Below are 24,352 nucleotides of genomic sequence, written 5' to 3' on the forward strand. Positions count from 1 at the left end.
GGCCCCACCGTACCGTCCTCCCCCGTCGACTCGGGTCACACGGCCGCGAACAGCAACGGCGCGACGACGAGCACCACCCCGCCGAACACGAGCGACGAGCGGAGCCACTGGCCGCGCACGGCGGTGGCGCGCTCCTCGTGGACGGGGCCGCCCGCGCGGGGAAACACCAGCCGCGAGAAGCCGAGAAAGCTGACGCCGACGACCACGACGACGGCGAGCAGGTGCGCCGGGAGGTCGACCCCGCCGACGGGCACGATCGTCGGAAGTATCCCCTCGAACCCAGTGAGCACGATCGCGTACAGCACACCCGAGAGCGTGCCCACGAGATGGTGGGTGATGCTCGCGTCCCGATACACGACGGCGTCCGGCGAACTCCGCCGGATGATCGCCGCGACGACGAACGCCGGCGTGAACCCCTCGGGCTGCCGGCTCATCGGCCAGTCCATCGCGACCGCGGCCGCCAGCCCGACCACGCCGCCGACCGCCAGGCGCGCGGCGAGGTCCGCGAGCGGAAGCATACCGCCCGGACCGCCGGCTAACCCTTAAAACGCCCGCCGTGGCGGACGACGGATCCGGGGCCTCCGAACGGGGTCCCGTCAGGGGGCGACGGCGAACAGCAGCGCGTTGTGGACCCCGGGACCGAGCCCCACCGCGGCGACGACCGCCAGCAGCGCGTTCCCCTCCGCGGGCTCCTCGCGGATGGTCGGCGCGACCGCGGCGACGACGAGCGCGCCGACCGCGAGCTTCACGAGCACGAACAGCCAGCCCCCGCCGAGCGCCTCCGCGGTCGGGAGCCCCGCCGCGAACTCGATGATGAGCCGCGAGAGCGGCGTCCGCTCGCCGAAGCCGAGCAGGTCCACGCCGACGGCCGTGGTCACGCCGTCGATCCCGTGGGCGGCGACCGCGACCAACCCCGCCGACCCGGCGACGGTCGCCGTCGGGTACAGCCGGTAGACGAGAAGCCCGACGACGACGCCGAGAACCGCGCCGCCGACGAGCCCCACGGCGGGGAGCCACGGGTTCAGCGTCCCGTTCGTGACGCCGTAGGCGAGCGTTCGGCCCGCCGCGACGAGCAGCGCGACCGACCCCGCCGCGGCGAGCACGGCCGCGTCGTCGGCGCCGTCCCCGTCGCCGCCGTCGGCCGGCCGCCGGGCCAGCGCGGCGAGCCAGACCGCCCCGGCGAACGCGGCGGTCGTCAGATACGCCGCCGGCGTGCCGAACAGCGGGTCGATCGCGTCCGGCAGCGCGTCGAGGACGTGGAGGACGTGTCCAGCGGCGCCCGTACACATCCACGGGAGGAGCGCGAGCACGTGGCGACCCCGGAACGCCGGCGCCCGTCGGGAGAGGCCGTACGCCACGCCGCCGAGCGCGATCGCCAGCGGGAGGAGGTACGCGAGGGGCGGGAGGGCGAACCCCTCGGGCAGGAGTGTCATGTCCGGCACTCCGTCGTCCGGGCCAAAGTTGTACCGATAGCGGCCGGGGCGGGCCTCCGGCGTCGATCGAACGGGGCGGGACGGGGCCCACCGACGGTCGATCCTGTCGGGGCCGACCGGCCGACGGTCGAACCGACCGGGGCAGACCGGCCGACGGTCGAAAGGGTGTTGTCGGTGGGGGACGCCACGGACCCGTATGGATCGCGCCGACCTCGCCGCACGGATCGACCACACCGTCCTCGGGCCGGAGACGACGCTCGCCGACGTCGAGCGCGTCCTCGACGAGGCGGCCGAGTACGGGATGAACGCCTGCATCCCCCCCTGTTACGTCGCCGAGGCGGCCGAGTACGCACCCGACGTCACGCTCGCGACGGTGATCGGCTTCCCGCACGGCCAGCACGCGACCGGCGCCAAGCGGGACGAGGCCGAGCGCGCGTGGGACGAGGGGGCCGACGAACTGGACATGGTCGTCAACGTCGGTCGACTGAAGTCCGGCGACGACGAGGCCGTCGGCCGGGACGTCACGGAGGTCGTCGCGGCCGTCCCCGTCCCCGTGAAGGTCATCATCGAGACGGCGCTGCTTACGGATGAGGAGAAACGCCGCGCCTGCGAGGCCGCGCGGGACGCCGACGCCGCGATGGTGAAGACCTCGACCGGGTTCGCGGACGGCGGCGCGACGGTTCCGGACGTGGAACTCATGTCGGAGTATCTCCCCGTGAAGGCGAGCGGCGGGGTCGGCAGCTACGAGGAGGCGCTGGCGATGTTCGAGGCCGGCGCCGAGCGCATCGGCGCCTCCTCGGGCGTGGCCATCGTCGAGGGCGCACCCGAGTAGTCCGGAGCCGATCCCCGGCGGCGGTCGTCGGGGTCCCGGCTCACTCCAGCGCCACGACCGCGGGTTCGCCGTCGAGGTCGTCGCAGGCCGCGAGGACCGCGCCGTCCGCGACGGCGACGGCGGCGACGGTCGCCTCGAACCGCCACCGCTCGCCGTCGAGCCTGAACCCCTCCACGCCCGCTCCCCCGCCGAGCGCGAGCGCCCGGAGCGCGCCGCCGACGCCGACGAACAACGTGTCCCCCGCCGCCGCGGGCGCCGACGTGGCACCCGACCGCTCGAACGCGCGCGTCCACCGCTCGTCCCCGGTCCCGCTCGCGAGCGCGACGGCCCGGTCGGCATCGACCGCGAGCACCGATCGGTCGGCGGCGACGAGCGATCCGGTCGTCGTCGCGGCGTCGGCCGCGTGCCAGCGCGTCCGGCCGGCCGCGTGGTCGGTCTCCAGCCGGAACAGGCCGCCGCCCGCGGTCGACGCGTACACCGTCCGGTCGTCGGCCGACAGCGACCGAACGGTCCCCGGGAGCTTCCGGCGCCAGACGGGGGACACCCCGGAGCGCGGCGCGTGAAGCTGGTACGTCTCGCCGCCGGTGGTGCCGACGAAGAGGGCGTCGCGGCGGGCGGCCAGCGAGTAGACGCCGGTGAACGCGTCGAAGGTCCACAGCGCCGCGCCGTCTCGCGGGTCGTACGCCCGGACCGCCCCCGCCGTGTCGCCGGCGTACACTCGGTCGCCGCCGGGTGCCACGAGCGGGGCGGCGCCGAAGGACGCCTCGCCCGGCACGTGCCACTCCTCCTCGCCGGCGTCGAGCGTGAGCGCGACCACCGCCGGCTCCCCCCTGAGCGTCGCGTACGCCGAACCGTCGTGGGCGCAGACGCCGTAGGCGCGGCCGGACCTGTGCCACAGCTCCTCGCCGGTTCCGAGGTCGACGCCGGTGACGCCGCGCTCGGACGGGACGACCACCACGCCGTCTGCGACGACCGGGCGGCCGGTCGGCGTCCCCACCGACGCGCGCCACCGTTCCGAGGGCGGCGTTCGGGGGGCCGAGGCGTCCGCGACGTAGCTCGTCGCCGCGGCGTCGGCGCCGGGCGCGGGCCACTCGGTGTCGGCGTCGCTCCCCGGGGAGAAGCCGCCCCCGGTGCACCCGGCGAGCGCGAGGCTCCCGGCGGTCGCGAGTCCGGAGAGCACGCCGCGTCGGGAGCGCATCGCCGGAGGGTGTCCTCGGTCCCGTTTATCGGTTTCCCTCCGATTCTCGGCGAGCGAGACTGGGGTCGAACGGACGGACGGCCGACCCGCCACTCCCGGTCGCCACCGGCCCGGGACCGTACCCCTTAACCGCTCACGCACGAACCCACGGAACGGGCGAATGGCGACGTACCACATCGAGACCTACGGCTGCACGTCGAACCGGGGTGAGAGCCGCGAGATCGAGCGACGCCTGCGCGACGGCGGCCACCGCCCCGCCGACGGGCCGGCCGAGGCGGACGTGGCCATCCTCAACACCTGCACGGTCGTCGAGAAGACCGAGCGGAACATGCTCCGGCGCGCCGAGGAACTGCAGGACGAGACGGCCGACCTCATCGTCACGGGCTGCATGGCGCTCGCCCAGGGCGAGCAGTTTCGGGAGGCCGGCCTCGACGCGCAGGTGCTCCACTGGGAGGACGTGCCGACCGCGGTGCTGAACGGCGAGTGTCCGACCCCGACCGCCGACGTCGAACCGGTGCTCGACGGGGAGGTCGGCATCCTCCCCATCGCGCGCGGCTGCATGAGCAACTGCTCGTACTGCATCACGAAGTTCGCGACGGGCCGAATCGACTCCCCCTCCGTGGAGGAGAACGTCGAGAAGGCCCGCGCCCTCGTCCACGCCGGCGCGAGCGAGATCCGCGTCACCGGACAGGACACCGGCGTCTACGGCTGGGACGCCGGCGACCGGAAGCTCCCCGAACTGCTCGAGCGCATCTGCGGCATCGACGGGGAGTTCCGCGTCCGCGTCGGCATGGCGAACCCCGGCGGCGTCCACGGCATCCGCGAGGAACTGGCGGAAGTGTTCGCGGACAACGGGAAGCTGTACAACTTCATCCACCTCCCCGTCCAGTCCGGCAGCGACGACGTGCTGGCGGACATGCGGCGCCAGCACCGCGTCGGGGAGTTCCTCGAGATCGTCGGGACGTTCGACGAGCGACTGGACCACTGGACGCTCTCGACCGACTTCATCGTGGGGTTCCCGACCGAGACGGACCACGACCACGCCCAGTCGATGGCGCTGCTGCGTGAGGTCCGCCCGGAGAAGGTGAACGTCACGCGCTTCTCCAAGCGGCCGGGCACCGACGCCGCCGAGATGAAGGGGCTCGGCGGGACGCTGAAGAAGGAGCGCTCGAAGGAGATGAGCGGGGCGAAGCGCGAGATCGTCGGCGCGGCCTACGAGTCGATGGTCGGGGAGACCTACGAGGTGCTCGCGGTCGAGCGGGGGACCGGCGACTCCGTGAAGTGCCGCGACGAGGCCTACCGACAGATAATCGTGCGGAACGCGGTCGAGCGCGGCGTCGAACCGGGCGACTTCCTGGAGGTCGAGGTCACCGGGCAGAACACGATGTACGCGTTCGGCGAGCCGATCTGAGGGGTCGAACCGGACCTCGTCCGACCGATCCCTCGTACCACGTCCGACCGATTCCTTCGTTATGGGACATCTAACGGCTAGAAGCGGCCGAAACGGTCGCGACGATTGATGTCGCCGCCGCGTGAAGGGTGGCCGATGGAGAGGCACCGCCGCGACCGGCCCGTCGACCTGGAGGGGACCGCGACGTGCGTCACGCTGCGGGACCGGCTCCGCGAACTACCGGTCGAGGCCATCGTCCCGGACGGCTGGCGCGTCGGGACCGAGGTGGTCTCGTTCCCCGACGAACCGCCGGCGGACGGCGCGACCCTCTCGCACCCCGCGTACCCGCGCGAACTGCTCGTGACACCCGCCGGGGCGAGCGAAGCCGTCGCCGTCTACGAACGCGACCGAACGTGCGGCCGGCGTCGACGGGTGGCCTCCGTGCCGGGCCGGGACGACGACCGGGAGGCGGTCCGTGCCGCGTTGGAGGCGGCCGGTCGTCACGCTGCGCGGATCGAATCGACGGGGGAGGCGGGTGCGGAACGGCGGTGACCGGTCGGGGCCGATCGACGGGGTGCTCTCCGGGGTACGGCTCACTCCGGCGAGTCGGGCGGGTCGGTGACGCGCTCCTCGTCCGGCTTCCACTCGCCCAGTTCCTTCGGGTCGACGTGGACGAACACGTCGTCGATGGCGGGGAGCCCGCGGATGGACTCGACGACCTCCGTCTCGATGTCGTGGGCCCGGTTCAGCGACATCTCCCCCTCCACCTCGATGTGGATGCTCACGTCGACCTCGGGCCCGACGTAGTGGGCGACGACGTCGTGGGCGGCCTTGACGTCGGGGTGCTCCAGCGCGCGGCGGAGGATCTCGGCGCGCAGGTCCTCGGGCGGGGCCGCGCCGACGAGGTAGCCGACGTTGTCGCGGACGATCTCGACGCCCGTGTAGAGGATGCCGACCGAGACGACCGCCGCCGCGAGCGGGTCGAGCACGGGGAACCCGGCCATCGCACCGAGCACCCCGACGAGCGCCGCGCCCGCGGTGAGCACGTCGTTCCGGTTGTCGAGCGCCGTCGCGACCAGCGCGGGCGAGTCGCGCCGGCGGCCGGCGCGGAGACAGTACCGGTAGAGCAGGAACTTCACGGCCGCCGCGACCGCGAGGACGCCGACCGCGAGGACGCCACCCTCCGTCGTTCTGGGCGGGCCGGGCGCCAGCACCGCCGTCGCCGCGCTGTACAGGACCGCGCCGCCCGCGAAGAAGACGCCGGCCGCGACGAACAGCGACACGAACGGCTCGATGCGCTCGTGGCCGTGGGGGTGTTCGAAGTCCGGGGGCTGGGTCGTGAGATACAGCCCCGCGAGCACGACCGTGGAGTACACCGTGTCCGCGAGCGAGTTCACCGCCTCGGAGCCGACCGCCAGGCTGCCGGTCGCCCACCACACCGCCGCCTTGCCGAGCACGAGGACGAGGTTGACGACGAGCAGCAGCGCGCCGACGCGGCGCACGGCGGTCCGGCGGCTCATGGCGGTCCTGCGGCGAGCGGGGGGAAAGGGGTATCGGCTTCCCGTTCAGGAACTGCGCCGTTCGTCGTAGGCCGCGCCGAGTTCCTTGACGGCCGGAACGAGCACCCAGAAGGTGAGCGCGCCGAGGACGGCCGTCCAGAGGAACACGTCGTTCAGGAAGATTCCGATCGCGTCGAAGACGTTCGCCGGCTCCGGCGGCGCGGCGATGAGCTGGTGGGTGCTCTCGAACGACTCCGTGCGGTACCAGCTCGCAAGCACCATCCACGCGAGCCCCCCGCCGGTGAGGAGCCCGAGACCCTTGATGAACTCGTCGGCCATTGGTTCACTCTTCGCCGTCGTCGTCTTGAGCGTTTCCCATTCCCTCGGCCCTGAACCGGGTCCCGAGCACGTACACCGCCGCCCCGAACGCGATGGTCGCGAGCCCCAGCACGGCGAGGACGGCGCCGAGCGCTCCCCCGGCGGGTTCGACGCCGAACAGCCCGAGCACGTCGACGAGGAGTTCGCGGACGAGCGACACCTGCAGCGTCGCCGCGTCCAGCAGCGCGAACCCGACCACGACGCACACGACCGCGACGAGCGTCGAGAAGACCGTCACCGTCTTGTACAGCCGCATCGGCACGACGACGTCCCGCCCGCCGCGCTCGTCGACGCGGACCCGGACCCCGGTCTCGCCGCCGTCCTCCCCGCGTCCGGCATCGGGTGGGTCGGTCCGTCCTTCGTCGTCCCCGGCGTCCTCGGTCATCGTTTCGTCCTCGGGACGCCCCTACAACTGTCCTGCGGACCTCGTCCGCGAACCGGGGCCCCGAAGGCGCTCGGCCGACGGGGGAGACGGACGACGTGACCGGCGTGTCGCGGCTAGTAACGGTCACGGGTACTACCGATCACGGCTACTGCCGGTCACGACTGGGACGAACGCGCCCGGGGGCGGACCGTGGGAGGAGTTCGGGGGCTGGGTCTGAAACCACGGGAGACAACTGCGAGTCGGAATGCCGAGACGGAGAACCGGGAGTCGGAACCGGACGGCTACTTCGGCGGGCGGAGCCGGTAGTACCGGCGGTTGAGGTCGTACATGTACCCCTCGCGCATCGTCTTCAGGACGGCGTAGGCGATACAGCCGGTGACGAACGGCGCGAGGAACGTCAGGTCCTGGAGCACGCGGAGGTCCATCGGGACGAGGTTCTGGACCGACAGCACCGAGATGGTGAGCGCGAACGTGACGCCGGCGATGCCGACGGCGCCCCAGAACGGCTGCTCGACGGGCCGCCGGGCGCTCCCCTTGTTGACGAACGGGACGATGGCGATGAAGCCGACCACGACCACGTTCGCGAGCACGCCGTAGGTCCGGTCGGCCATCAGCTTCTGTCCCCCGAGGATCGACAGTTCGGGGTTGAGATAGCCCAGCTTCAGCAGGCCGAACGACCAGTAGAGGTACCAGTCGGGCAGGATGATCGACGGCGTGACGTTCGGGTTCGCCGGGTCGCCGATGTGGGGCGGCAGCGTCGCCGAGAGGAACAGGATCATCCCGACGAAGAACGAGCTGATCGCGAGGTTGCGCACGATCTCGTGGGGCCACGTCGGGAACGCGAGCACGTCGCGTTCGACGTAGTCCGACTCGCGCCGGAGGTCCTCGTCCTCCCGCCTGGCGCGCTCGAAGTACTCGTAGGTGAGCCGGGAGAGCCCCGTCGTGCGCTCCTTGCGCTCGCGCCACGTCGGGGTCTCGTCGTCCGGCGCGACGATTCCGGTGCCGCCTCCGTCGGTCTGTGGGGTGTCGTCGTCGGTCATTGTCTTAGTGGGGTTCCGCGATGCCCTGCACCCAGACGATGCCGATGTGGAGCGCGATGAGCGCCGTCACGACGAACGGGAGCAGGAACACGTGCAGGATGTACATCCGCTGTAGCGTGGCCTGGCTCAGCGAGAAGCCGCCGAAGATGAGCTGGGCGACCCACTCGCCGACGAGCGGGATCGACAGCGCCATCTCGACGCCGATCTGTCCCGCCCAGAAGGCGAGCTGGTCCCACGGGAGCAGGTAGCCCGTGTACCCGAACACCATCGTCAGCGAGATGAGCACGATGCCGAGCAGCCAGTTCAGCTCGCGCGGCTCCTTGTAGCCGCCCGTGAAGTAGACGCGGAGCATGTGCAGGAACACCGCCGCGGTCATCACCTGCGCGGACCAGCGGTGGATCGAGCGCAGCATGAAGCCGAACTGGAGGTCCTGCATGATGTACGCGATCTGGTCGTACGCGACCGACGCCTCGCCGGCGGCCGCGCCCGCCGAGGCGGGGCTGTAGTAGAAGCCCAGGAGTGCCCCGGAGACGGCCGCGACGATGTACGCGAGCGTACTGAAGAACCCCAGCGTGTACAGCGGGTACCAGTACCAGAACTTGTTGTCCAGGTTGTACTGCTCGGTGTGGGACTTAGGCATCTGGAGGTTGACCCGGTAGTAGAGGGTCTCGAGCAGCTCCATGTAGTCGACGATGCGGAACCGCCTGTCGAGCCAGACGAGCGAGAAGAGGAACCCCTTCTCGACGGGGCTCAGGTCCTTGCTCTCGAGCCAGGCGGAGTGGTCGTGGTCGTCCTTCTTTTGCAGACTCATGCTATCGCTTGTAGTAGGGGTAGACGGCGCGTTTCACCTGGTCCCACGGGTCGGCGCCCGCCTCGACGCCGTCGACGTCCTCCTCGCGGACGTACAGGTCCTCCCACTTGCGCCGCCGCTTCTTCACGATCACGACGTCGGGGAGGAACTCCTTGCGGTACAGGACGAGGATGAAGGCCAGGTCGATGAACACCACCGCGAGGACGCCGCCGAGGTACATGTTCCCGATGTCCGTGAGCCCCCAGCCGTTGACGAGGCCGTAGGTGAACAGGAAGACGAACAGCACCTCGATGACGGTGAGGAGCACGATGGCCAGCGTCGCCGCGGTGCTCTCGCGGGCGGGTTCGTACCGGTGGATGTCGCCGTACGTGGAGCCGGAACTCGCCATGGGTTATCGCCTCCCCGTGCCGGTGTTGGCCGATTCGCCGTACTTCAGCACGTAGAAGGTGAAGATGATGCTGACGATGATGGCGAGGACCGTCGCCGACCCGACCCAGTGGGCCTGGATCGGCGCGCCGAGCTCGTGGAGCTCCTTCGGCTCGTTCGAGGTGTCCACCGTCGGCACGTCCTCGCCCACGGCGATGGCCCCGAGCATCCCTTGCTGTTGGTGCGGCTCGCAGTAGTACTTGTAGATGCCGCCGGCGTCGAAGGTGATCTGGAAGGAGAACCCCTCGCCCTCGATCGCCTCGTGGCCGCTCACGCTCGCCTCGGAGGGGGTCTCCTCGAACAGGACGTTGTGTCCGCCCGAAGACCACTCGAACGTCACCGTCGTCCCGGCGTCGATCCACATGCCCGTCGGGAGGAACGCGAGACCGCTCCCGCCGCCCCCGACGTCGACGGTCACCTCGGACTCCCCACGGAGGTCCTGGTAGTCCCCTCCCTGGGCGCCGTCGATGTACCCGCCGAAGTCGGGCTGGACGCCGCCACCCTCCTGGGCGGCGGCTGTGCCGGCGGTCGCCGAGGCGCCGGCCCCGAGGGCGGCGGTCGCTCCGCCGGCGTTCCTGATAAAGTCCCGCCTCTTCATCTGTGTTCGCCTCTCGGGTTTGGCTGCGCTTAAACCCACCGACCTTTCCCGCCCGGTTCGACCGTCTCGAACCGGGCGCTATCCGTCGGTTTCGGTCGTCTCCCTCGGGGCGGAACCGTCGTCGACCCCGGCCGGGACGCCCCGTTCCGTCCCGCGTTCGCGGGCCTCCGCGAGCGCCTCGTCCACGACCTCCTCGAAGGGGGCGAACGTCCGGCGGCCGTCGTCGCCGATGCCGGCCGCGCGGAGGCGGTCGCGGTACTCCTCGGCCCTGAAGCGGTCCGAGAGCCGGGCGTTCGCGACGATCGCGAACAGGCAGAGGCCGACGAAGACGAAGAACGCCGCCATCACCGGGGCGACGACGGTCGTGACGGAGCCGAGCATCCATACGACCCCGAGCCCGATCCCGCAGAGGAGTTGGCCGGCGGCGACGGCCTGTAGCATCCGGTTTCCGAACTCCCCGGTCCCGGACTCGACGTCCTCCGGCGACGGGAGTTCGTACTCGGTCGGGGGCTCCCGCACCTCGTAGGAGTCCATCGAACAGAGCGCGACGCTCGGTTTGACGTCCCGGAGGACCGTTCCCTCCCCCTCGATGCTCCCGTCCGGGTAGACGACGGCGAACCCCTCGTCGGAGTAGGCGACCACCGACTCGGGGTCCCGTCGTCGATCCAGCACGGCGAACACCTCCCGCGTCGCGATGCGGTTCCGGAGGTCCTTCTCGACCCGGTCGAGCAGGTCGCGGCCGGTGATCCACGAGTCCGGGTCGAACGCCGCTTCCCACTCCTCGCCGGTCATCTCGGCCATGTCGCCCGGCCCGAAGTCGTCGAAGTCATACTTCTCCTCGACGGCCGCCCGCAACTCGTCCAGGTCCGGATCCCCGACCCCCTCCCCCGCCGCGTCCGGTTCGGGGGAGTCCCCGCTCGCGGGGGCCTCCCGCTCCGGACGGTCATCGACGGACGAGTCGGCGGGATCGCTCATCGTTCGCCGATTGCCCTCCCGACGGGATATGCGTTCCGACCGCCGGACCGTGGGGCTTTACCCGTGACCCTCCCAACCGTCGCCGATGGTCTCAGACGGGGTCGTCGCCGCGGTCGCGCTGGTGCTGGTGACGGCGAGTCTCCCCTTCTACCTCTACGGGGCCTGGCTGATCCTCGACCGCGAGGACGAGAACGTCTCGTGGGACCTGCTCGTCCGACACCTCTCCGTCATCCTGCCGGGGCTGGTGCTGACGACCGGCCCCGTCGTCCTCTGGATGGCGCCGCGCCTGCTCGACCAGCTAACGGGCCTGTCCGCGGTCCACGCGTTCCTCGGCCTGCAGGCGTACGCGCTGCTCCTGTTCGGGCTGACCGGCATCGTCCGCATCTTCCAGGTGAAGCGGGCGGCGGACATGTACCGCGACCCGGAGGAGCACGTCGACCTGAACGACCTCCACGAGCACATGGGCGCCTGGCGGGGTCGGCTCCGCATCGGCGTGTTCGGCTACGTCGTCTTCTGGCTGCTCGCCTATCTCGTGGGCGTCTACCGGTTCTACCTTCGGTACGTCGCCTGATCGGGCCGACCCCGCCCGAGCGAACGGGGACGCCCCGAACGGGGAGAGCGGCTACGACTGGAACGGCTCCTCGTCCCTGTGGGCGTCCGGGTTCTCCTGCTCGGCGGCGTCGTTCTCGCGCACCTCGTCGTCGGCGTCCTCCCGGCCGACCTCCTTCTCGGGGGTCGGGTCGTCCTCCTCCGGTTCGGGCCCGTCGTCGTCCTGCGTCTCCAGGTCGGTGTCCTCGTCGATGTCGATGCCGTGTTCGTCGTCGTCATCCCGTGCCATACCGAACGGTTGGTCCGCCAGCCGAGTAAGTCCGGTGGCCAGCTATCGGTCGGTTAACGGGTCGAAGCGTCCGCGCTCCCACGGGGGACGAGGACGATGCAATCACGTGTGAGCGAGGGCGGGCCGACCGGCCCGTCCTCCCACGGCCGTCGACCAACCCGTCCTACCACGGCTCGCCGCTGTCGAGGTCGATCTCCGAGTCTCCCTTCTCCGAGGGGCAGACGTCCGCGAGCACGCAGTCCGCACAGTCCGGGTTGCGCGCCGTACACGTCGCTCGGCCGTGGCTGATGAGCAGGTGGGTGAACATCCGCCAGTCCTCCTCCGGGACGATCCCCATCAGGTCCGTCTCGATCGCCTCCGGCCGCTCCTCCTCGGTGAGTCCGAGTCGCCGGGAGAGCCGCCGGACGTGCGTGTCGACGACGATGCCCTCGACGACGTCGTGAGCGTGCTGGAGGACGACGTTCGCCGTCTTGCGGCCGACGCCGGGGAGGTCGGTGAGCGCGGACATGGTGTCGGGGACCTCGCCGTCGTGTTCCGCGACCAGGATCTCGCCGATCCCCTTCAGGTAGCCCGCCTTGCTGTTGTGGAAGGTGATCCCGTAGATGTCCTCGGCCAGTTCCTCCTCGCTCGCGTCCGCGTACTCCTCCGCGGACCGGTACTTCTCGAACAGGTCCTCCGTGACGTCGTTCACGCGCTCGTCGGTACACTGGGCCGAGAGGACGACCGCGACGAGCAGTTCCAGCCGGGTGGAGAAGTCGAGCGAGATGTCCGTGTCGGGGTACTCCTCGTAGAGGCGGTCGAGCACCTCGACGACCTGCTCCTCGCGCGAGTCGAGCGGGGTTCCCATGCCGGAGGCGTGGGCCGACCGGGCTTTGAGTGGTCCGGTTCCGAACGGAGGGGAACGGTTTTGTGCGGCCGGTCGAACCGGGAGGTATGGACCACGGTCACGAGTCGTTCCGGGCCGCGCTGGGCACGGCGGCCGCGTACGGACTCATCCTCGCGGTCATGACGCTGCTGCTGTTCGGCGTGCCGTACCTCCTCTTCTGATCACGCCGTAACTCCGTCGTGCGGGGGACGGAACGGGCGTCGAAAAGCGAGCGTCGAAAGTTCAACCGGTCGATTACGCGAACGCCAGCGAGTCGCCCGCGGAGGTCCCCTCGTCGCGCGAGATCTTCTCCCACGCCTCCCGGAAGTCGGCCATCCGGACCTCGGTCCGGTCCTCGCGGATGGCGAACATCCCCGCCTCGGTGCAGACGGCCTTCACGTCGGCGCCGGACGCCTCCGACGCCAGGTCGGCCAGCGCCCCGAAGTCGACGTCGTCGGCGACGTTCATCCCGCGGGTGTGGATGCGGAAGATGATCTCCCGACCCTCCGCCTCGGGCTTTGGCACCTCGATGAGCCGGTCGAACCGGCCCGGCCGGAGGATGGCGGAGTCGAGCATGTCGAAGCGGTTCGTGGCGGCGATGATGCGTACCTCGCCGCGCTCGTCGAAGCCGTCCATCTCCGAGAGCAACTGCATCATCGTCCGCTGGACCTCGGCGTCCCCGGACGTCTTCGAGTCCGTCCGCTTCGAGGCGATCGCGTCTATCTCGTCGATGAACAGCACCGCCGGCTCGTTGTCGCGGGCGACCTCGAACAGGTCCCGGACCAGCTTCGCCCCCTCGCCGATGAACTTGTGGACGAGTTCGGAGCCGGCCATCTTGATGAACGTGGCGTCCGTCTCGTTGGCGACCGCCTTCGCAAGCATCGTCTTCCCCGTGCCGGGCGGGCCGTGCAGCAGCACCCCGCTCGGCGGCTGGATGCCCACGTCGGTGAACATCTCCGGGTTCTCCAGGGGCATCTCGACGGTCTCGCGGACCTCGTTCATCTGCTCCTCGAGACCGCCGATGTCCTCGTAGGTCACGTCCGGCGAGTGTTCGACTTCCATCGCACGCGCGCGAACGTCCGTCTCCTTCTCTAGCTTCTTCACGACCGAGAGGGAGTTGTTGACCGCGACGCGGTCGTCCGGGTCCAGGTCCTCGCGCATCTCGTTGGTGACCTCGGTGAGCGCCTCCTGGTTGTTGCCGTGCTGTTTGATGACGACGCCGTCGTCGTTCAGTTCCTGCACCGTCGCGACGAACAGCGGCGACTGCTTGAGCTTCTTGTTCTCGTGGGTCAGTCGCTCCAGCTTCTGCTGGTACTTGTTGTTCTCCGCGTTCGCGTCCAGAAGCTTGTCACGCATCTCCTCGTTCTGGTTCTCGAGCACCTCGAGCTGTTCCTCGAGCGCCTCGATCCGCTCCTGACGCGACGTCGACTCCTCGTCGTACGGCAGGTCGACGTCGTCAACCGTATCGGTCATCGGAGGGATTAGGGCAGACGCCGATAAGAGGCTTCGGGTGACGGCGGTCGAACGTCGGATTCGCAGTAGTAATTATACTATATGGAAAGTATTATCTTACAGCATTCCATTGTCGACGTACGATGGGAGTTTCCGACACGGAGGCGGTGACTGCGGGCGAGGAGGGTGCGAACGGGTGGGACGCGGTCGAGGACCTCCCGCCGAGCGCGAAGCTCGTCGCGAAAGTGCTCGACTACGAGGACACGCTCACGCAGAGCGAACTCGCCGAGGAGACGCTGTTGCCGCCCCGGACGGTCCGGTACGCGCTCTCCCGGCTCGAGGACGCGGGCGCCGTGGAGTCGCGGTTCTCGTTCTCGGACGCGCGCAAGCGCCTCTACACGCTGACGCTCTGAGGCGACGCCACGCAGCGACACCGTGGCAACGCTACACAGCAGCTTCGAGGCAACGCCACGCGGCGAACGTGACCACGTGGAGTGACCGGCTCCGGCGGGATTCTCGACGGACGACGTCGGACGTGCCGACGGCGTCGGCCACCGGCGGCGAACTTCTTTACGGGAGGACGGAACCACACCCCGCATGAGCGACCCAGACCCCGAGGCCGTCAAGGCGGCCCTCCGACGCCTCGTGTCCGGCGAACGGCGGAATCGCGACGTCCCGCCGGAGTCGACCGTCGCCGGGGCGGACTCCTCGCTGACGAACGTGCGGGCGGCAGCCGACGTCGCGGACCGGGGTGGCTTCGCGGCGGTCGAAGCCGCCGTGACGGCCGCCGAGCGTCGCGGCGACGGGGCGACGGCCCGTCGCGGCCGGGCGGTCCTCCGGACGGTCTCGGCGTATCGCGCGGCCGCGGCTGACCACTTTCACGCCGGTCACGTGGGGCTTATGGGGGGTGAGCAAGTACCCTCCGACGAGACTTCATGACGCGGGTCATTCACACCGGCGACACCCACATCGGGTACCGGCAGTACCACTCGCCGGAGCGTCGCCGGGACTTCCTCGCGGCGTTCGAGCGGGTCGTCGAGGACGCCGTCGCAGACGACGTCGACGCGGTGGTCCACGCCGGGGACCTCTTCCACGACCGGCGACCGGAGCTCCTGGACCTGCTCGGCACGCTCTCGGCCCTCCGTGACCTCGACGAGGCCGGAATCCCGTTCCTCGCGGTCGTCGGGAACCACGAGTCCACGCGCGGCGGCCAGTGGCTCGACCTGTACGAGTCGCTCGGGCTCGCGACGCGGCTCGGATCGGAGCCGGTGACCGTCGGCGATACGGCGTTCTACGGGCTCGACCACGTTCCCGAGTCCCGGCGGGACGCGCTCGAGTACGAGTTCGATCCACACGACGAACCCCACGCGGCGCTCGTCGGCCACGGCCTGTTCGAGCCGTTCGCGCACGGGAACTGGGACACCGAGACGGTGCTCTCGGAGGCGACCGTGGCGTTCGACGCGATGCTGCTCGGCGACAACCACACGCCGGACACGGCCGAGGTACTCGACACGTGGGTCACCTACTGCGGGTCGACCGAGCGCGCCAGCACCACCGAGCGCGACGGACGCGGGTACAACCTCGTCGAGTTCCGCGACGGCGACGTGGACGTCCGCCGCCGCGCGCTCGAGACCCGGCCGTTCGTCTTCGTGGAGGTCGAACTCGGCCCGTCGGAGGGCGTCGGCCGAGTTCGTGACCGCGTCCGCGAGCACGACGTGACCGACGCGGTGGTCATCGTCGACGTCACGGGCGAGGGCGAGCCGGTGGCGCCGGCGGCGATCGAGGAGTTCGCCGCCGAGCGGGGGGCGCTCGTCGCCCGCGTGACCGACCGCCGGGAGGTCGACACCGAGGTCGAGGTGTCGGTGACGTTCGCGGACCCGGACGCCGCGGTCCGCGAGCGGGTCGCGGAGCTCGGGCTCTCGTCGGTCGCCCGCGACGTCGACGACGTGGTTCGCGGGGAGGCAGCGGACTCGAACGTCCGCGAGCGCGTGAAGCGCCGCGTCGAGGAGCGCTTCGAGGGGGCGGAGTTCGCCGCCGACGCGGAGCCGGCGGCGAGGGACGACCGTACGGGAACCGCGGAAGGGGACGAACGACCGGAACCGGACGAGGACGACGAGTCGAACCGGAACCCCGCGTCCGGGTCGGAGGAACTGGCGGAATCGGTGGAATCGGCGGGCCCGAAGGAACGGGACGACGCGACCGCGTCGACGGCGGACCCGCCGGTCGAGGCGACCGGATCCGACGACGGGGACCGGTCCGACGACCCCGACCGATCCGACGGAGGGAACGAGGCCAGCGACCGGGACGAAGCCCGTGACCGGCCGGCCGGCGGACAGGTGACGATGGAGGACTACCGATGACGGGGGTGGGCCGGTGAGGTTCGACAGCGTGCGCCTGCGGAACTTCAAGCCGTACGCCGACACCGACCTCCGGCTGAACGAGGGCGTCACGGTCATCCACGGCCTGAACGGGAGCGGGAAGTCCTCGCTGCTTGAGGCGTGCTTCTTCGCGCTCTACGGCTCGAAGGGGCTCGACGGCACGCTGGAGGACGTGATGACGAACGGGGCCGAGGAGACCGAAGTGGAACTCGGGTTCGCCCACGAGGGCGAGTCGTACCGCATCCGCCGCGAACTGAAGCGGTACGGCGACCAGATACAGACGACGACGTGCACGCTCGAGTCGGCGGACGGCGAGCTGACCCGGGACGGCGCGACGGAGGTCCGTGCGTTCGTCGCCGACCTCCTCAGGATGGACGCGGAGGCGTTCGTCAACTGCGCGTACGTGAGACAGGGGGAGGTGAACAAGCTCATCAACGCGACCCCGGGCGGCCGGCAGGACATGATCGACGACCTCCTCCAGCTCGGGAAACTGGAGGAGTACCGCGAGCGTGCCGCGGACGCGCGCTTGGGCGTCGAGGACGTGCTCTCCGAGAAGCGGGGCGCGCTCTCGACGGTCGCGGAACAGCTCGAGGAGAAGGAAGGGAAGGACCTCCACGACCGCCTGAACGGGCTCCGGTCGGACCTAAAGGAGCTGGACGCGAACGTCGAGCACTACGAGGAACAGCGCGAGCAGGCCGAGACGACCCGGGAGGACGCGCGCGACGTGCTCGACCGGTACGAGGAGCGGCGGTCGGAGCTGGAGGAGCTCGAGGACCGCATCGACGAGCTCGAGTCCGCCATCAGGGAGGGCGAATCGGAGCGGGAGGAGCTCGCCGGTTCGATCGCCGAGACCCGCGACCGGCTCTCGGAGCTCAGGACGGAACTGGACGAACGGCTCGCCGACACGGAGCTCGACGGACCGAGCGGCGAGGCGGTCGAGGCCCGCCGGGCGGAGCTCGACGACCGGGAAGCGGAACTGCGCGAGGACCGCGACGAGGCCCGGAACGAGGCCACCGCGTTCGAGAACCAGTCCGAGAACCTCGCCTCGAGCGCCGAGGAGTGCGCCGAGCGCGCCGACGAGAGCCGGGAGCGTGCCGCGGAACTCGATGACGACGTGGAGGCGGCGCGCGAGACGCTCGCCGACCGCGAGGGGTCGCTCGCGGACCTCGACGACGAGCGCGGGGAACTGGAGGCGACGTTCGTGGAGGCCCCCGTCGACGTCGGGGAGGCCGACTCCCATCGGGACGAGCTCCGCGGCGACCTCGAGACGCTCCAGGAGGAGATCACCGGGACGACGGCGGCGCTCTCGACGGCGCGGGCGAGCGTCGAGGAGGCGGAATCCCTCCTCGAGGAGGGGAAGTGTCCCGAGTGCGGCCAGCCCGTCGACGGGTCGCCGCACGTCGACACGCTGGAGGAAGACCGGGAGCGAGTGGCCGACCTCGAATCCGAACTGGCGGACCTCCGGGAGCGCGAGGACGAACTCGAGGACGGGCTCGCGCGTGCCGAGGAACTCGTCGACGCGGAGAGCCGGCTCGGCGAACTGGAGAGCACCCGACGCCTCCTGGACGACGGCATCGAGGAGAAGCGGGCCGAGATCGAGGAGAAGCGCGAGCGCGTCGAGTCGCTCCGCGAGGAGGCCGCCGAACTCGAGGCGGAGGCCGCCGACGAGCGCGACGTCGCCGAACGGAAGGCCAAGGAGGCCCGGGCGGCCCGGGAACGGGCCGCGGAGATCGACGCGGACCTCGCGGACGTCGACGAGGCCCGCGATCGGCTCGACGCGGTCGAATCGACCCGCGGGGCGATCGCCGACGCCGAGGACGGGATCGAACGGCTGGAGGAGAAGCGCGCGGACCTCGCCGACCGCAACGACGAGCGACGGGAGTTCCTCTCGGAGAAGCGCGAGCGGCGGGACGAACTTCGCGACGCGTTCGACGACGAACGGGTCGAGAACGCACGCCAGCGGGTCGAGAACGCCGAGGAGTACATCGAGCAGGTGTCGGAGACCCTCGCGAAGCTCGCCGACCGGCGCGACGAACTCGTCGGCGCCATCGACAGCACGAACACGGAGCTCGAACAGCTCGAGGAACTCCGCGACCGGCACGACGAACTCGCCGACCGCGTCGATTCCCTGGAGTCGGTCCACGAGGAGTCCGAGGAGCTCGAGGCGATGTACGGCGACCTCCGGGCCGAACTCCGCCGCCGCAACGTCGAGAGCCTGGAGCGGATGCTCAACGAGACGTTCGACCTGGTGTACGCCAACGACGCGTACTCCCACATCGAACTCGACGGCGAGTACGCACTCACCGTGTTCCAGAAGGACGGGGAGCCGCTCGATCCCGAACAGCTCTCGGGCGGCGAACGGGCGCTGTTCAACCTCTCGCTCCGGTGTGCCATCTACCGCCTGCTCGCGGAGGGGATCGAGGGCGCGGCGCCGACCCCGCCGCTCATCCTGGACGAGCCCACGGTGTTTCTCGACTCCGGACACGTCTCCCGGCTGGTCGACCTCGTCGACGAGATGCGCGGCTTCGGCGTCCGACAGATCCTCATCGTGAGCCACGACGACGAACTCGTCGGCGCCGCCGACGACCTCGTGCGCGTGGAGAAGAACCCGACGACGAACCGCTCGACGGTCGAGCGGACGAACGCGGCCACGCTCGCGGACGTCGACGCCACCGCCGACGACTGAGTCGGCGCCGGGGGCGTTCAGTCGGGACGGGTCAGTCGCGGAGGCGGCCGACGGCCTCGCGGGCGTCCGCCGTCGGCTCGTACCCCCGCTCGCCGGCGACCGTCGTCTCGACGATCAGGCCGGCCGCGCGGAACTCCGCCAGCAGGCCGTGGAGGTCCGACTCGCAGAGGTCGTACGCGTCCAGGAGGGTCCTGACCGACGTCGGTCCACGGTCCACCAGTTCCACGAGCAGGCCGAGCGCGCGGTCGTCCGGGCAGGCGAGCACGGCGCGGCGGACGGCCGCCGGGAGTCCGCCCGCGACGACCGCGAGCGGCGACGCCTCGTCGGGGGTCAGTTCGTCGTTCGGGAGGTAGCGCTCCTCGCCGGTCCCCGGATCGCGCACGCGGCTGGACTCCGCGGACCGCTTGAGCAGGACGTACCGGTTCCCGTCCCCGTCGCGGACTGACTGCACGGGTGCGACCAGGGGGGCGGGACCGAAATCGGTGTCGGTCGGGGGTCAGGGTCGGTCGTCGGGGTCGACCCCGGACGGCTCCCCCGGGTCCTCCCCCCGGTCGCGGTTCTTGAACGCCCGGTACGTCTGGTACGTCCGGAACGCGGCGAGGACGCCGACGAGGACGGCCGCGCCGCCCCACTGCCACTGTCCGCGGAAGCCGACGAGCATGAGGCCGAGCGACACGCCGAAAAGGGCGACGTTGGCGTACACCACCGCGCCCCAGAACGCAGACTGGATCTCGGAGTCGACCTCCGTCGCGTCCGGGAGGTCGTCCGCGGGGTTCCTGACCGTCGGCGGTTCGACCTCGGGGACGTCGACGAGGTCCTCCTCGGGGTTCCCCCAGCGCTCCTCCGGGTCCACCTCGCCGAACGGGAGGTCGCCCTCGTCATCCTCGTCGAGCACGGCCCCCACTTCGGCGATGGCGGTGAAAAGGGTTCGTTCCGGTCAGGCGAGTTCCTTCAGCGACACGGCGAGGCTCGCCTCGACCCAGGCGAGCGGGTTCGCGGCGTCGTACAGCACCACCTGTCCGTCGTCCTCGTACGCCTCGACCGTGTCGACGGCCTCGTCCGGGCGGTCGTCCCCGCCCGTGCTGTCCCACGAAGAGTCGGCTTGGTGGCTCATGGGCTACTCCGTGGTATAGCGTGACACGGTAAATGCCTTTCCGTCGCGGCCGGTGCTGCAGTCGGGGATAGAGCCGCCGCAGTCCGGCGATCAGTCGGTCCGGCGCGGTCGGACACACTCCCCGCGGAGCGCCGGCCCGGGAGGTCGCGTGGTCCGTCCGCCGTCGCCGCGCCGAACCGCGAAGGGCGGGCTTTTTACCCGGGACGCCGAAGCCGCTGGCATGACCAACGCGAGCCTCACGGACTTCGGTCCGGCCGACGCCGACGAGGGGGACGGCGGGCGACCGGACGAGGAGGCGGCCTTCGTGGCGGGCGACGGCGCGGGCCACGTCAGCGACGTCGTCGACGCGCAGGACGTCCGGGTGCCGGACGCCGACGGGACGCTCGAGCTGATGGTGACGGCGGTCGACTACACGGTCGAGGGGAGCGGCGCGACGGAGTACCCCGTCGTGCACGTGTTCGGGCGGACGAGCGACAACGAGGTCGAGCACGTGCGGGTGCTCGGCACCGAGCCGTACTTCTACGTCCCGACGGCGGACCTGGAGGGCCGGGACCTCCTCGAGGAGTACGACGTCGTCGTCAACACCAGGGAGCGCCCGCGGGGCGAGGAGGACGCGGAACCGTTCGAGAGCATCCGGGGCGAGGCGGTGACGAAGGTCGTCGCCCGGACCCCGCGGGACGTCGGACAGATCCGGGACGACTTCGCCCGGACGTACGAGGCGGACATCCTGTTCCCGAACCGCTTCCTCATCGACAACGGCGTCAGCTCCGGCATCCGGGTCGAGGAGCGGCGCCTCCCGGACGGACGCCTACAGGTGTTCCCCGGCCACCTCGAACCCGCGGAGGTCGACGCGGACCTCCGGGTGAACTACTTCGACATCGAGGTCGACGACCGCCGGGGGTTCCCCGAGGACGGCGAGGAACCGATCGTCTGTCTCACCAGCCACGACTCCTACCGCGACGAGTACGTCGCCTGGCTGTACGACGCCCCGGACGGCGACGCGGTTCCCCCGACCGCGCTCCCGACCTACGAGCCGTACCGGGAGGGACAGGAGATCGAGGTCCGGAGCTTCGAGGACGAGGACGCGATGCTCGACGCGTTCCTGACGTACGTCGCCGATACCGACCCGGACGTGCTCACGGGGTGGAACTTCGAGGACTTCGACGCGCCGTACTTCCTCGACCGGTGTGAGGTGCTGGACGGTGCGAGCGAGTTCGACCTCTCGCCCGACCGCCTCTCGCGCGTGGACGAGACGTGGCGCTCCGGCTGGGGGGGCCCGGACGTGAAGGGCCGGATCGTCTTCGACCTGCTGTACGGCTACCAGCGGACGCAGTTCTCCGAACTCGACTCCTACCGGCTGGACGCGGTCGGGGAACTCGAACTCGACGTGGGGAAGGAGCGGTACACCGGCGACATCGGAACCCTCTGGGAGGAGGACCCCGAGCGGCTGCTGGAGTACAACGTCCGCGACGTGGAACTGTGCGTCGAGATCGACCGCAAGCAGGACGTCGTCACCTTCTGGGACGAGTCCCGGAAGATCGTCGGCTGCCAGCTCGAGGACGCGCCGACCCCCGGCGACGCGGTCGACATGTACGTCCTCCACGAGGCGTTCGGCGAGTTCGTCCTGCCGACGAAGGGCCAGCAGGAGGGCGAGGAGTTCGAGGGCGGCGCCGTCTTCGAACCCATCACGGGCGTCCGCGAGAACGTCACCGTGCTCGACCTGAAGTCGCTGTACCCGATGTGTATGGTGACCATCAACGCCTCGCCGGAGACGATCGTCGAGGATCCCGAGGCGTACGACGGAGAGACGTACCGGGCGCCCAACGGCACCCGGTTCCGGAAGGAGCCCGACGGGATGATGCGCGAGATGGTCGACGAGTTGCTCGCCGAGCGCGACCGGAAGAAGGCCGCCCGGGACGAGCACGAACCCGGTTCGGCGACCTACCAGCAGTACGACCGCCAGCAGGCGGCCGTGAAGGTGATCATGAACTCGCTGTACGGCGTCTCCGGCTGGGAGCGCTTCCGCCTGTACGACAAGGAGAACGCCGCGGCGATCACCGCGATGGGCCGGCGCGTCATCGAGTTCACCGAAGAGGCCGCGAACGAGATCGGCCACGAGGTCGCGTACGGGGACACCGACTCCGTCATGCTCGAACTGGGCCCCGACGTCACCACCGGGGAGGCCATCGAGCAGTCGTTCGACATCGAGGACCACATCAACGGCCGCTACGACGACTTCGCGCTGGAGGAGCTCGACGCGGAGGAGCACCGCTTCCAGATCGAGTTCGAGAAGCTCTACCGCCGGTTCTTCCAGGCGGGCAAGAAGAAGCGGTACGCGGGCCACATCGTCTGGAAGGAGGGCAAGGACGTCGACGACGTCGACATCACCGGCTTCGAGTACAAGCGCTCGGACATCGCGCCGATCACCAAGCGGGTCCAGAAGGACGTCATCGAGATGATCGTCTACGGCGAGGACCTGGCCGACGTGAAGGAGTACCTCCACGACGAGATCTCCCGCTTCCAGTCGGGGGACGTGGACCTGGAGGAGGTGGGCATCCCCGGCGGCATCGGCAAGCGGCTGGAGGGCTACGACACCGACACCGCGCAGGTCCGGGGAGCGAAGTACGCGAACATGCTGCTCGGGACCAACTTCCAGCGCGGGTCGAAGCCGAAGCGGCTCTACCTGGAGAAGGTTCACCCCGACTTCTTCCGTCGGATGGAGGAGGAGGGGGGGTTCGACGCGGCGACGGACGACCTCTACCGCGAGTTCAAGCGGAACCCCGACGTCATCTGCTTCGAGTACGCCGACGAGGTCCCCGAGGAGTTCGAGGTGGACTGGGACAAGATGCTGGAGAAGACACTGAAGGGACCCATCGCCCGCGTCATCGAGGCGCTGGACATGTCGTGGGACGAGGTCAAGACCGGACAGGAGCAGACGGGACTCGGCTCCTTCGTGTAGTTCGCCCCTCCGGTTCGTCCGCCGACCGCTCTTTCCGATTCGGAAAGGAATGTTCGCGTGATACGAGCTCACACGCACGGATGCGAAACCATTAACCCCCGAAGACCCCGATACCCGTGCACGAGGAGATACACCACATGGCAACACTCGAACTGCGGAATCTTCAGGCGGAGGTCGCCGAGACCGGCGAGGAGATCCTTCGGGGCGTCGACCTCGAGGTGAAAAGCGGCGAGATCCACGCGCTGATGGGGCCGAACGGGTCGGGCAAATCCACGACCGCGAAGGTCATCGCGGGTCACCCGGCCTACGAGGTCACGGACGGCGACGTGCTGCTCCACCTCGAGGAGTCGGACGTCGCCGACGTCGACGAGGAGCTCGACGAGGACGACTACACCTGGGACCTGCTCGAACTGGAGCCGAACGAACGCGCCGCGCTCGGCATCTTCCTCGGCTTCCAGTACCCCGCCGAGATCGAGGGCGTCACGATGACGAACTTCCTCCGGCAGGCGCTCAACGCCAAGCTCGAGGAGCGCGAGGAGCTCTTCGAGGACGAGGAGGCCGAGGCCGAGGCCGACGACGAGGAGGAAGCGGGCTACGACACCTCCCCGATGGAGGGGGACGTCGACGAGGGCGAGATCGGCGTCGCCGAGTTCCAACAGCTCCTGAAGGGGAAGATGGAGCTGCTCGACATGGACGAGACGTTCGCCTCCCGCTACCTCAACGCCGGCTTCTCCGGCGGAGAGAAGAAGCAGAACGAGGTGCTCCAGGCAGCCATCCTCGAGCCGTCGATCGCCGTGCTCGACGAGATCGACTCCGGGCTCGACATCGACCGCCTGCAGGACGTCTCGGAGGGCATCAACGCCCTCCGCGACGAGCAGGACACCGGCATCCTCCAGATCACCCACTACCAGCGCATCCTCGAGTACGTCGAGCCCGACCACGTCCACATCATGCTCGACGGGAGGGTCGTCAAGAGCGGCGACGCGTCCCTGGCCGAGAAGCTCGAGGACAAGGGGTACGACTGGGTCCGCGAGGAAGCCTACGAAGCCGCGTAACCGGATTCGGCTACTAAACAGGCTAATAACCGTTCGACCG

At 70.1% G+C, this 24,352-nt stretch carries 27 protein-coding genes; 10 read left to right on the forward strand and 17 right to left on the reverse strand.

Annotation, left to right across the window (positions count from 1 at the left end; genetic code table 11):
* Window positions 1-35: 35 nt before the first annotated feature.
* The gene (locus tag HUG12_RS15830) at window positions 36-518 is read right to left on the reverse strand and encodes a hypothetical protein (protein ID WP_179269706.1); all 483 of its coding nucleotides are present in this window, start codon (window positions 516-518) and stop codon (window positions 36-38) included.
* Window positions 519-596: 78 nt separating this feature from the next.
* A complete protein-coding gene (locus HUG12_RS15835) occupies window positions 597-1,433 on the reverse strand; it encodes a DUF63 family protein (protein ID WP_179269707.1) in 837 nt (278 codons plus the stop codon).
* A gap of 196 nt (window positions 1,434-1,629) precedes the next feature.
* Here HUG12_RS15835 and deoC point away from each other — a divergent pair, with 196 nt between their 5' ends.
* On the forward strand, window positions 1,630-2,265 hold the full coding sequence (gene deoC, locus HUG12_RS15840; protein WP_179269708.1) for a deoxyribose-phosphate aldolase: 636 nt from the start codon (window positions 1,630-1,632) through the stop codon (window positions 2,263-2,265).
* A gap of 40 nt (window positions 2,266-2,305) precedes the next feature.
* On the opposite strand, the gene HUG12_RS15845 is transcribed toward deoC, so the two are convergent.
* Window positions 2,306-3,463, reverse strand: a complete 1,158-nt coding sequence (locus tag HUG12_RS15845; RefSeq protein ID WP_179269709.1) for an outer membrane protein assembly factor BamB family protein — start codon at window positions 3,461-3,463, stop codon at window positions 2,306-2,308.
* A gap of 160 nt (window positions 3,464-3,623) precedes the next feature.
* On the opposite strand from HUG12_RS15845, the gene HUG12_RS15850 reads away from it, so the two are divergent.
* Together HUG12_RS15850 and HUG12_RS15855 are read left to right on the forward strand one after the other, a co-directional pair.
* The gene (locus tag HUG12_RS15850; protein ID WP_179269710.1) at window positions 3,624-4,874 is read left to right on the forward strand and encodes a tRNA (N(6)-L-threonylcarbamoyladenosine(37)-C(2))-methylthiotransferase; all 1,251 of its coding nucleotides are present in this window, start codon (window positions 3,624-3,626) and stop codon (window positions 4,872-4,874) included.
* 135 nt (window positions 4,875-5,009) lie between these two features.
* Window positions 5,010-5,405 carry a hypothetical protein gene (locus HUG12_RS15855; RefSeq protein WP_179269711.1) on the forward strand — a complete coding sequence of 132 codons (396 nt, stop codon included), beginning with the start codon at window positions 5,010-5,012 and terminating at the stop codon, window positions 5,403-5,405.
* Window positions 5,406-5,446: 41 nt separating this feature from the next.
* On the opposite strand, the gene HUG12_RS15860 is transcribed toward HUG12_RS15855, so the two are convergent.
* From HUG12_RS15860 to HUG12_RS15895, 8 genes are all read right to left on the reverse strand, one after another.
* A complete protein-coding gene (locus HUG12_RS15860) occupies window positions 5,447-6,373 on the reverse strand; it encodes a cation diffusion facilitator family transporter (RefSeq protein ID WP_179269712.1) in 927 nt (308 codons plus the stop codon).
* A 45-nt stretch (window positions 6,374-6,418) separates the two neighbouring features.
* Window positions 6,419-6,691 carry a DUF7314 family protein gene (locus HUG12_RS15865; RefSeq protein ID WP_179269713.1) on the reverse strand — a complete coding sequence of 91 codons (273 nt, stop codon included), beginning with the start codon at window positions 6,689-6,691 and terminating at the stop codon, window positions 6,419-6,421.
* 4 nt (window positions 6,692-6,695) lie between these two features.
* Window positions 6,696-7,115 (reverse strand): DUF7315 family membrane protein, encoded by a 420-nt coding sequence (locus HUG12_RS15870; RefSeq protein ID WP_246308065.1) that lies wholly within the window; start codon window positions 7,113-7,115, stop codon window positions 6,696-6,698.
* 281 nt (window positions 7,116-7,396) lie between these two features.
* Window positions 7,397-8,155, reverse strand: coding sequence for a cytochrome bc complex cytochrome b subunit (locus tag HUG12_RS15875; RefSeq protein WP_179269714.1), 759 nt, complete (start codon window positions 8,153-8,155; stop codon window positions 7,397-7,399).
* Between the two features lie 4 nt (window positions 8,156-8,159).
* The gene (locus HUG12_RS15880; RefSeq protein WP_179269715.1) at window positions 8,160-8,966 is read right to left on the reverse strand and encodes a cytochrome b; all 807 of its coding nucleotides are present in this window, start codon (window positions 8,964-8,966) and stop codon (window positions 8,160-8,162) included.
* A gap of 1 nt (window position 8,967) precedes the next feature.
* The gene (locus tag HUG12_RS15885) at window positions 8,968-9,354 is read right to left on the reverse strand and encodes a DUF7318 family protein (RefSeq protein ID WP_179269716.1); all 387 of its coding nucleotides are present in this window, start codon (window positions 9,352-9,354) and stop codon (window positions 8,968-8,970) included.
* A 3-nt stretch (window positions 9,355-9,357) separates the two neighbouring features.
* Window positions 9,358-9,990, reverse strand: a complete 633-nt coding sequence (locus HUG12_RS15890; protein WP_179269717.1) for a plastocyanin/azurin family copper-binding protein — start codon at window positions 9,988-9,990, stop codon at window positions 9,358-9,360.
* Window positions 9,991-10,068: 78 nt separating this feature from the next.
* Entirely contained in the window at window positions 10,069-10,965 is an 897-nt protein-coding gene (locus HUG12_RS15895) for a DUF7319 domain-containing protein (protein WP_179269718.1), read from the reverse strand.
* Between the two features lie 85 nt (window positions 10,966-11,050).
* Between HUG12_RS15895 and HUG12_RS15900 the strand changes: the two genes are divergently transcribed.
* Window positions 11,051-11,536 (forward strand): DUF7321 family protein, encoded by a 486-nt coding sequence (locus HUG12_RS15900; protein WP_179269719.1) that lies wholly within the window; start codon window positions 11,051-11,053, stop codon window positions 11,534-11,536.
* A 51-nt stretch (window positions 11,537-11,587) separates the two neighbouring features.
* Here HUG12_RS15900 and HUG12_RS15905 read toward each other — a convergent pair whose 3' ends face one another.
* The 3 genes from HUG12_RS15905 to pan1 all read right to left on the reverse strand — a co-directional run bounded on the left by HUG12_RS15905 (window position 11,588) and on the right by pan1 (window position 14,141).
* Window positions 11,588-11,803 (reverse strand): hypothetical protein, encoded by a 216-nt coding sequence (locus HUG12_RS15905; protein ID WP_179269720.1) that lies wholly within the window; start codon window positions 11,801-11,803, stop codon window positions 11,588-11,590.
* Window positions 11,804-11,966: 163 nt separating this feature from the next.
* Window positions 11,967-12,650, reverse strand: a complete 684-nt coding sequence (gene nth, locus HUG12_RS15910) for an endonuclease III (protein WP_179269721.1) — start codon at window positions 12,648-12,650, stop codon at window positions 11,967-11,969.
* A 273-nt stretch (window positions 12,651-12,923) separates the two neighbouring features.
* Complete coding sequence (gene pan1 / locus HUG12_RS15915; protein ID WP_179269722.1) at window positions 12,924-14,141, reverse strand: proteasome-activating nucleotidase Pan1; 1,218 nt, start codon at window positions 14,139-14,141, stop codon at window positions 12,924-12,926.
* 122 nt (window positions 14,142-14,263) lie between these two features.
* Here pan1 and HUG12_RS15920 point away from each other — a divergent pair, with 122 nt between their 5' ends.
* From HUG12_RS15920 to rad50, 4 genes are all read left to right on the forward strand, one after another.
* The gene (locus HUG12_RS15920; RefSeq protein WP_179269723.1) at window positions 14,264-14,533 is read left to right on the forward strand and encodes a MarR family transcriptional regulator; all 270 of its coding nucleotides are present in this window, start codon (window positions 14,264-14,266) and stop codon (window positions 14,531-14,533) included.
* 184 nt (window positions 14,534-14,717) lie between these two features.
* Window positions 14,718-15,059 carry a hypothetical protein gene (locus tag HUG12_RS15925; RefSeq protein ID WP_179269724.1) on the forward strand — a complete coding sequence of 114 codons (342 nt, stop codon included), beginning with the start codon at window positions 14,718-14,720 and terminating at the stop codon, window positions 15,057-15,059.
* Entirely contained in the window at window positions 15,056-16,480 is a 1,425-nt protein-coding gene (gene mre11 / locus HUG12_RS15930; RefSeq protein ID WP_179269725.1) for a DNA double-strand break repair protein Mre11, read from the forward strand. Before HUG12_RS15925 ends, mre11 begins: the two co-directional genes overlap by 4 nt.
* Before the next feature lie 13 nt (window positions 16,481-16,493).
* Entirely contained in the window at window positions 16,494-19,184 is a 2,691-nt protein-coding gene (rad50, locus tag HUG12_RS15935) for a DNA double-strand break repair ATPase Rad50 (RefSeq protein ID WP_179269726.1), read from the forward strand.
* 31 nt (window positions 19,185-19,215) lie between these two features.
* Here the strand turns inward: rad50 and HUG12_RS15940 are convergent, their stop codons facing one another.
* Genes HUG12_RS15940 through HUG12_RS15950 form a run of 3 tightly spaced genes read right to left on the reverse strand, consistent with a single transcriptional unit; the run spans window position 19,216 to window position 20,298 of the window.
* Window positions 19,216-19,635, reverse strand: a complete 420-nt coding sequence (locus HUG12_RS15940) for a DUF7346 family protein (protein ID WP_179269727.1) — start codon at window positions 19,633-19,635, stop codon at window positions 19,216-19,218.
* Window positions 19,636-19,680: 45 nt separating this feature from the next.
* A complete protein-coding gene (locus tag HUG12_RS15945; protein ID WP_179269728.1) occupies window positions 19,681-20,079 on the reverse strand; it encodes a DUF7322 domain-containing protein in 399 nt (132 codons plus the stop codon).
* A 42-nt stretch (window positions 20,080-20,121) separates the two neighbouring features.
* Window positions 20,122-20,298: a DUF7331 family protein gene (locus tag HUG12_RS15950; protein ID WP_179269729.1), complete on the reverse strand. Its 177-nt coding sequence runs from the start codon at window positions 20,296-20,298 to the stop codon at window positions 20,122-20,124.
* A 220-nt stretch (window positions 20,299-20,518) separates the two neighbouring features.
* Between HUG12_RS15950 and HUG12_RS15955 the strand changes: the two genes are divergently transcribed.
* The gene (locus HUG12_RS15955) at window positions 20,519-23,257 is read left to right on the forward strand and encodes a DNA-directed DNA polymerase (protein WP_179269730.1); all 2,739 of its coding nucleotides are present in this window, start codon (window positions 20,519-20,521) and stop codon (window positions 23,255-23,257) included.
* A gap of 137 nt (window positions 23,258-23,394) precedes the next feature.
* Complete coding sequence (locus HUG12_RS15960; RefSeq protein WP_179269731.1) at window positions 23,395-24,312, forward strand: ABC transporter ATP-binding protein; 918 nt, start codon at window positions 23,395-23,397, stop codon at window positions 24,310-24,312.
* Window positions 24,313-24,352 lie beyond the last annotated feature (40 nt).

This window comes from Halorarum salinum (genome assembly GCF_013402875.1).
Lineage (GTDB): Archaea > Halobacteriota > Halobacteria > Halobacteriales > Haloferacaceae > Halorarum > Halorarum salinum.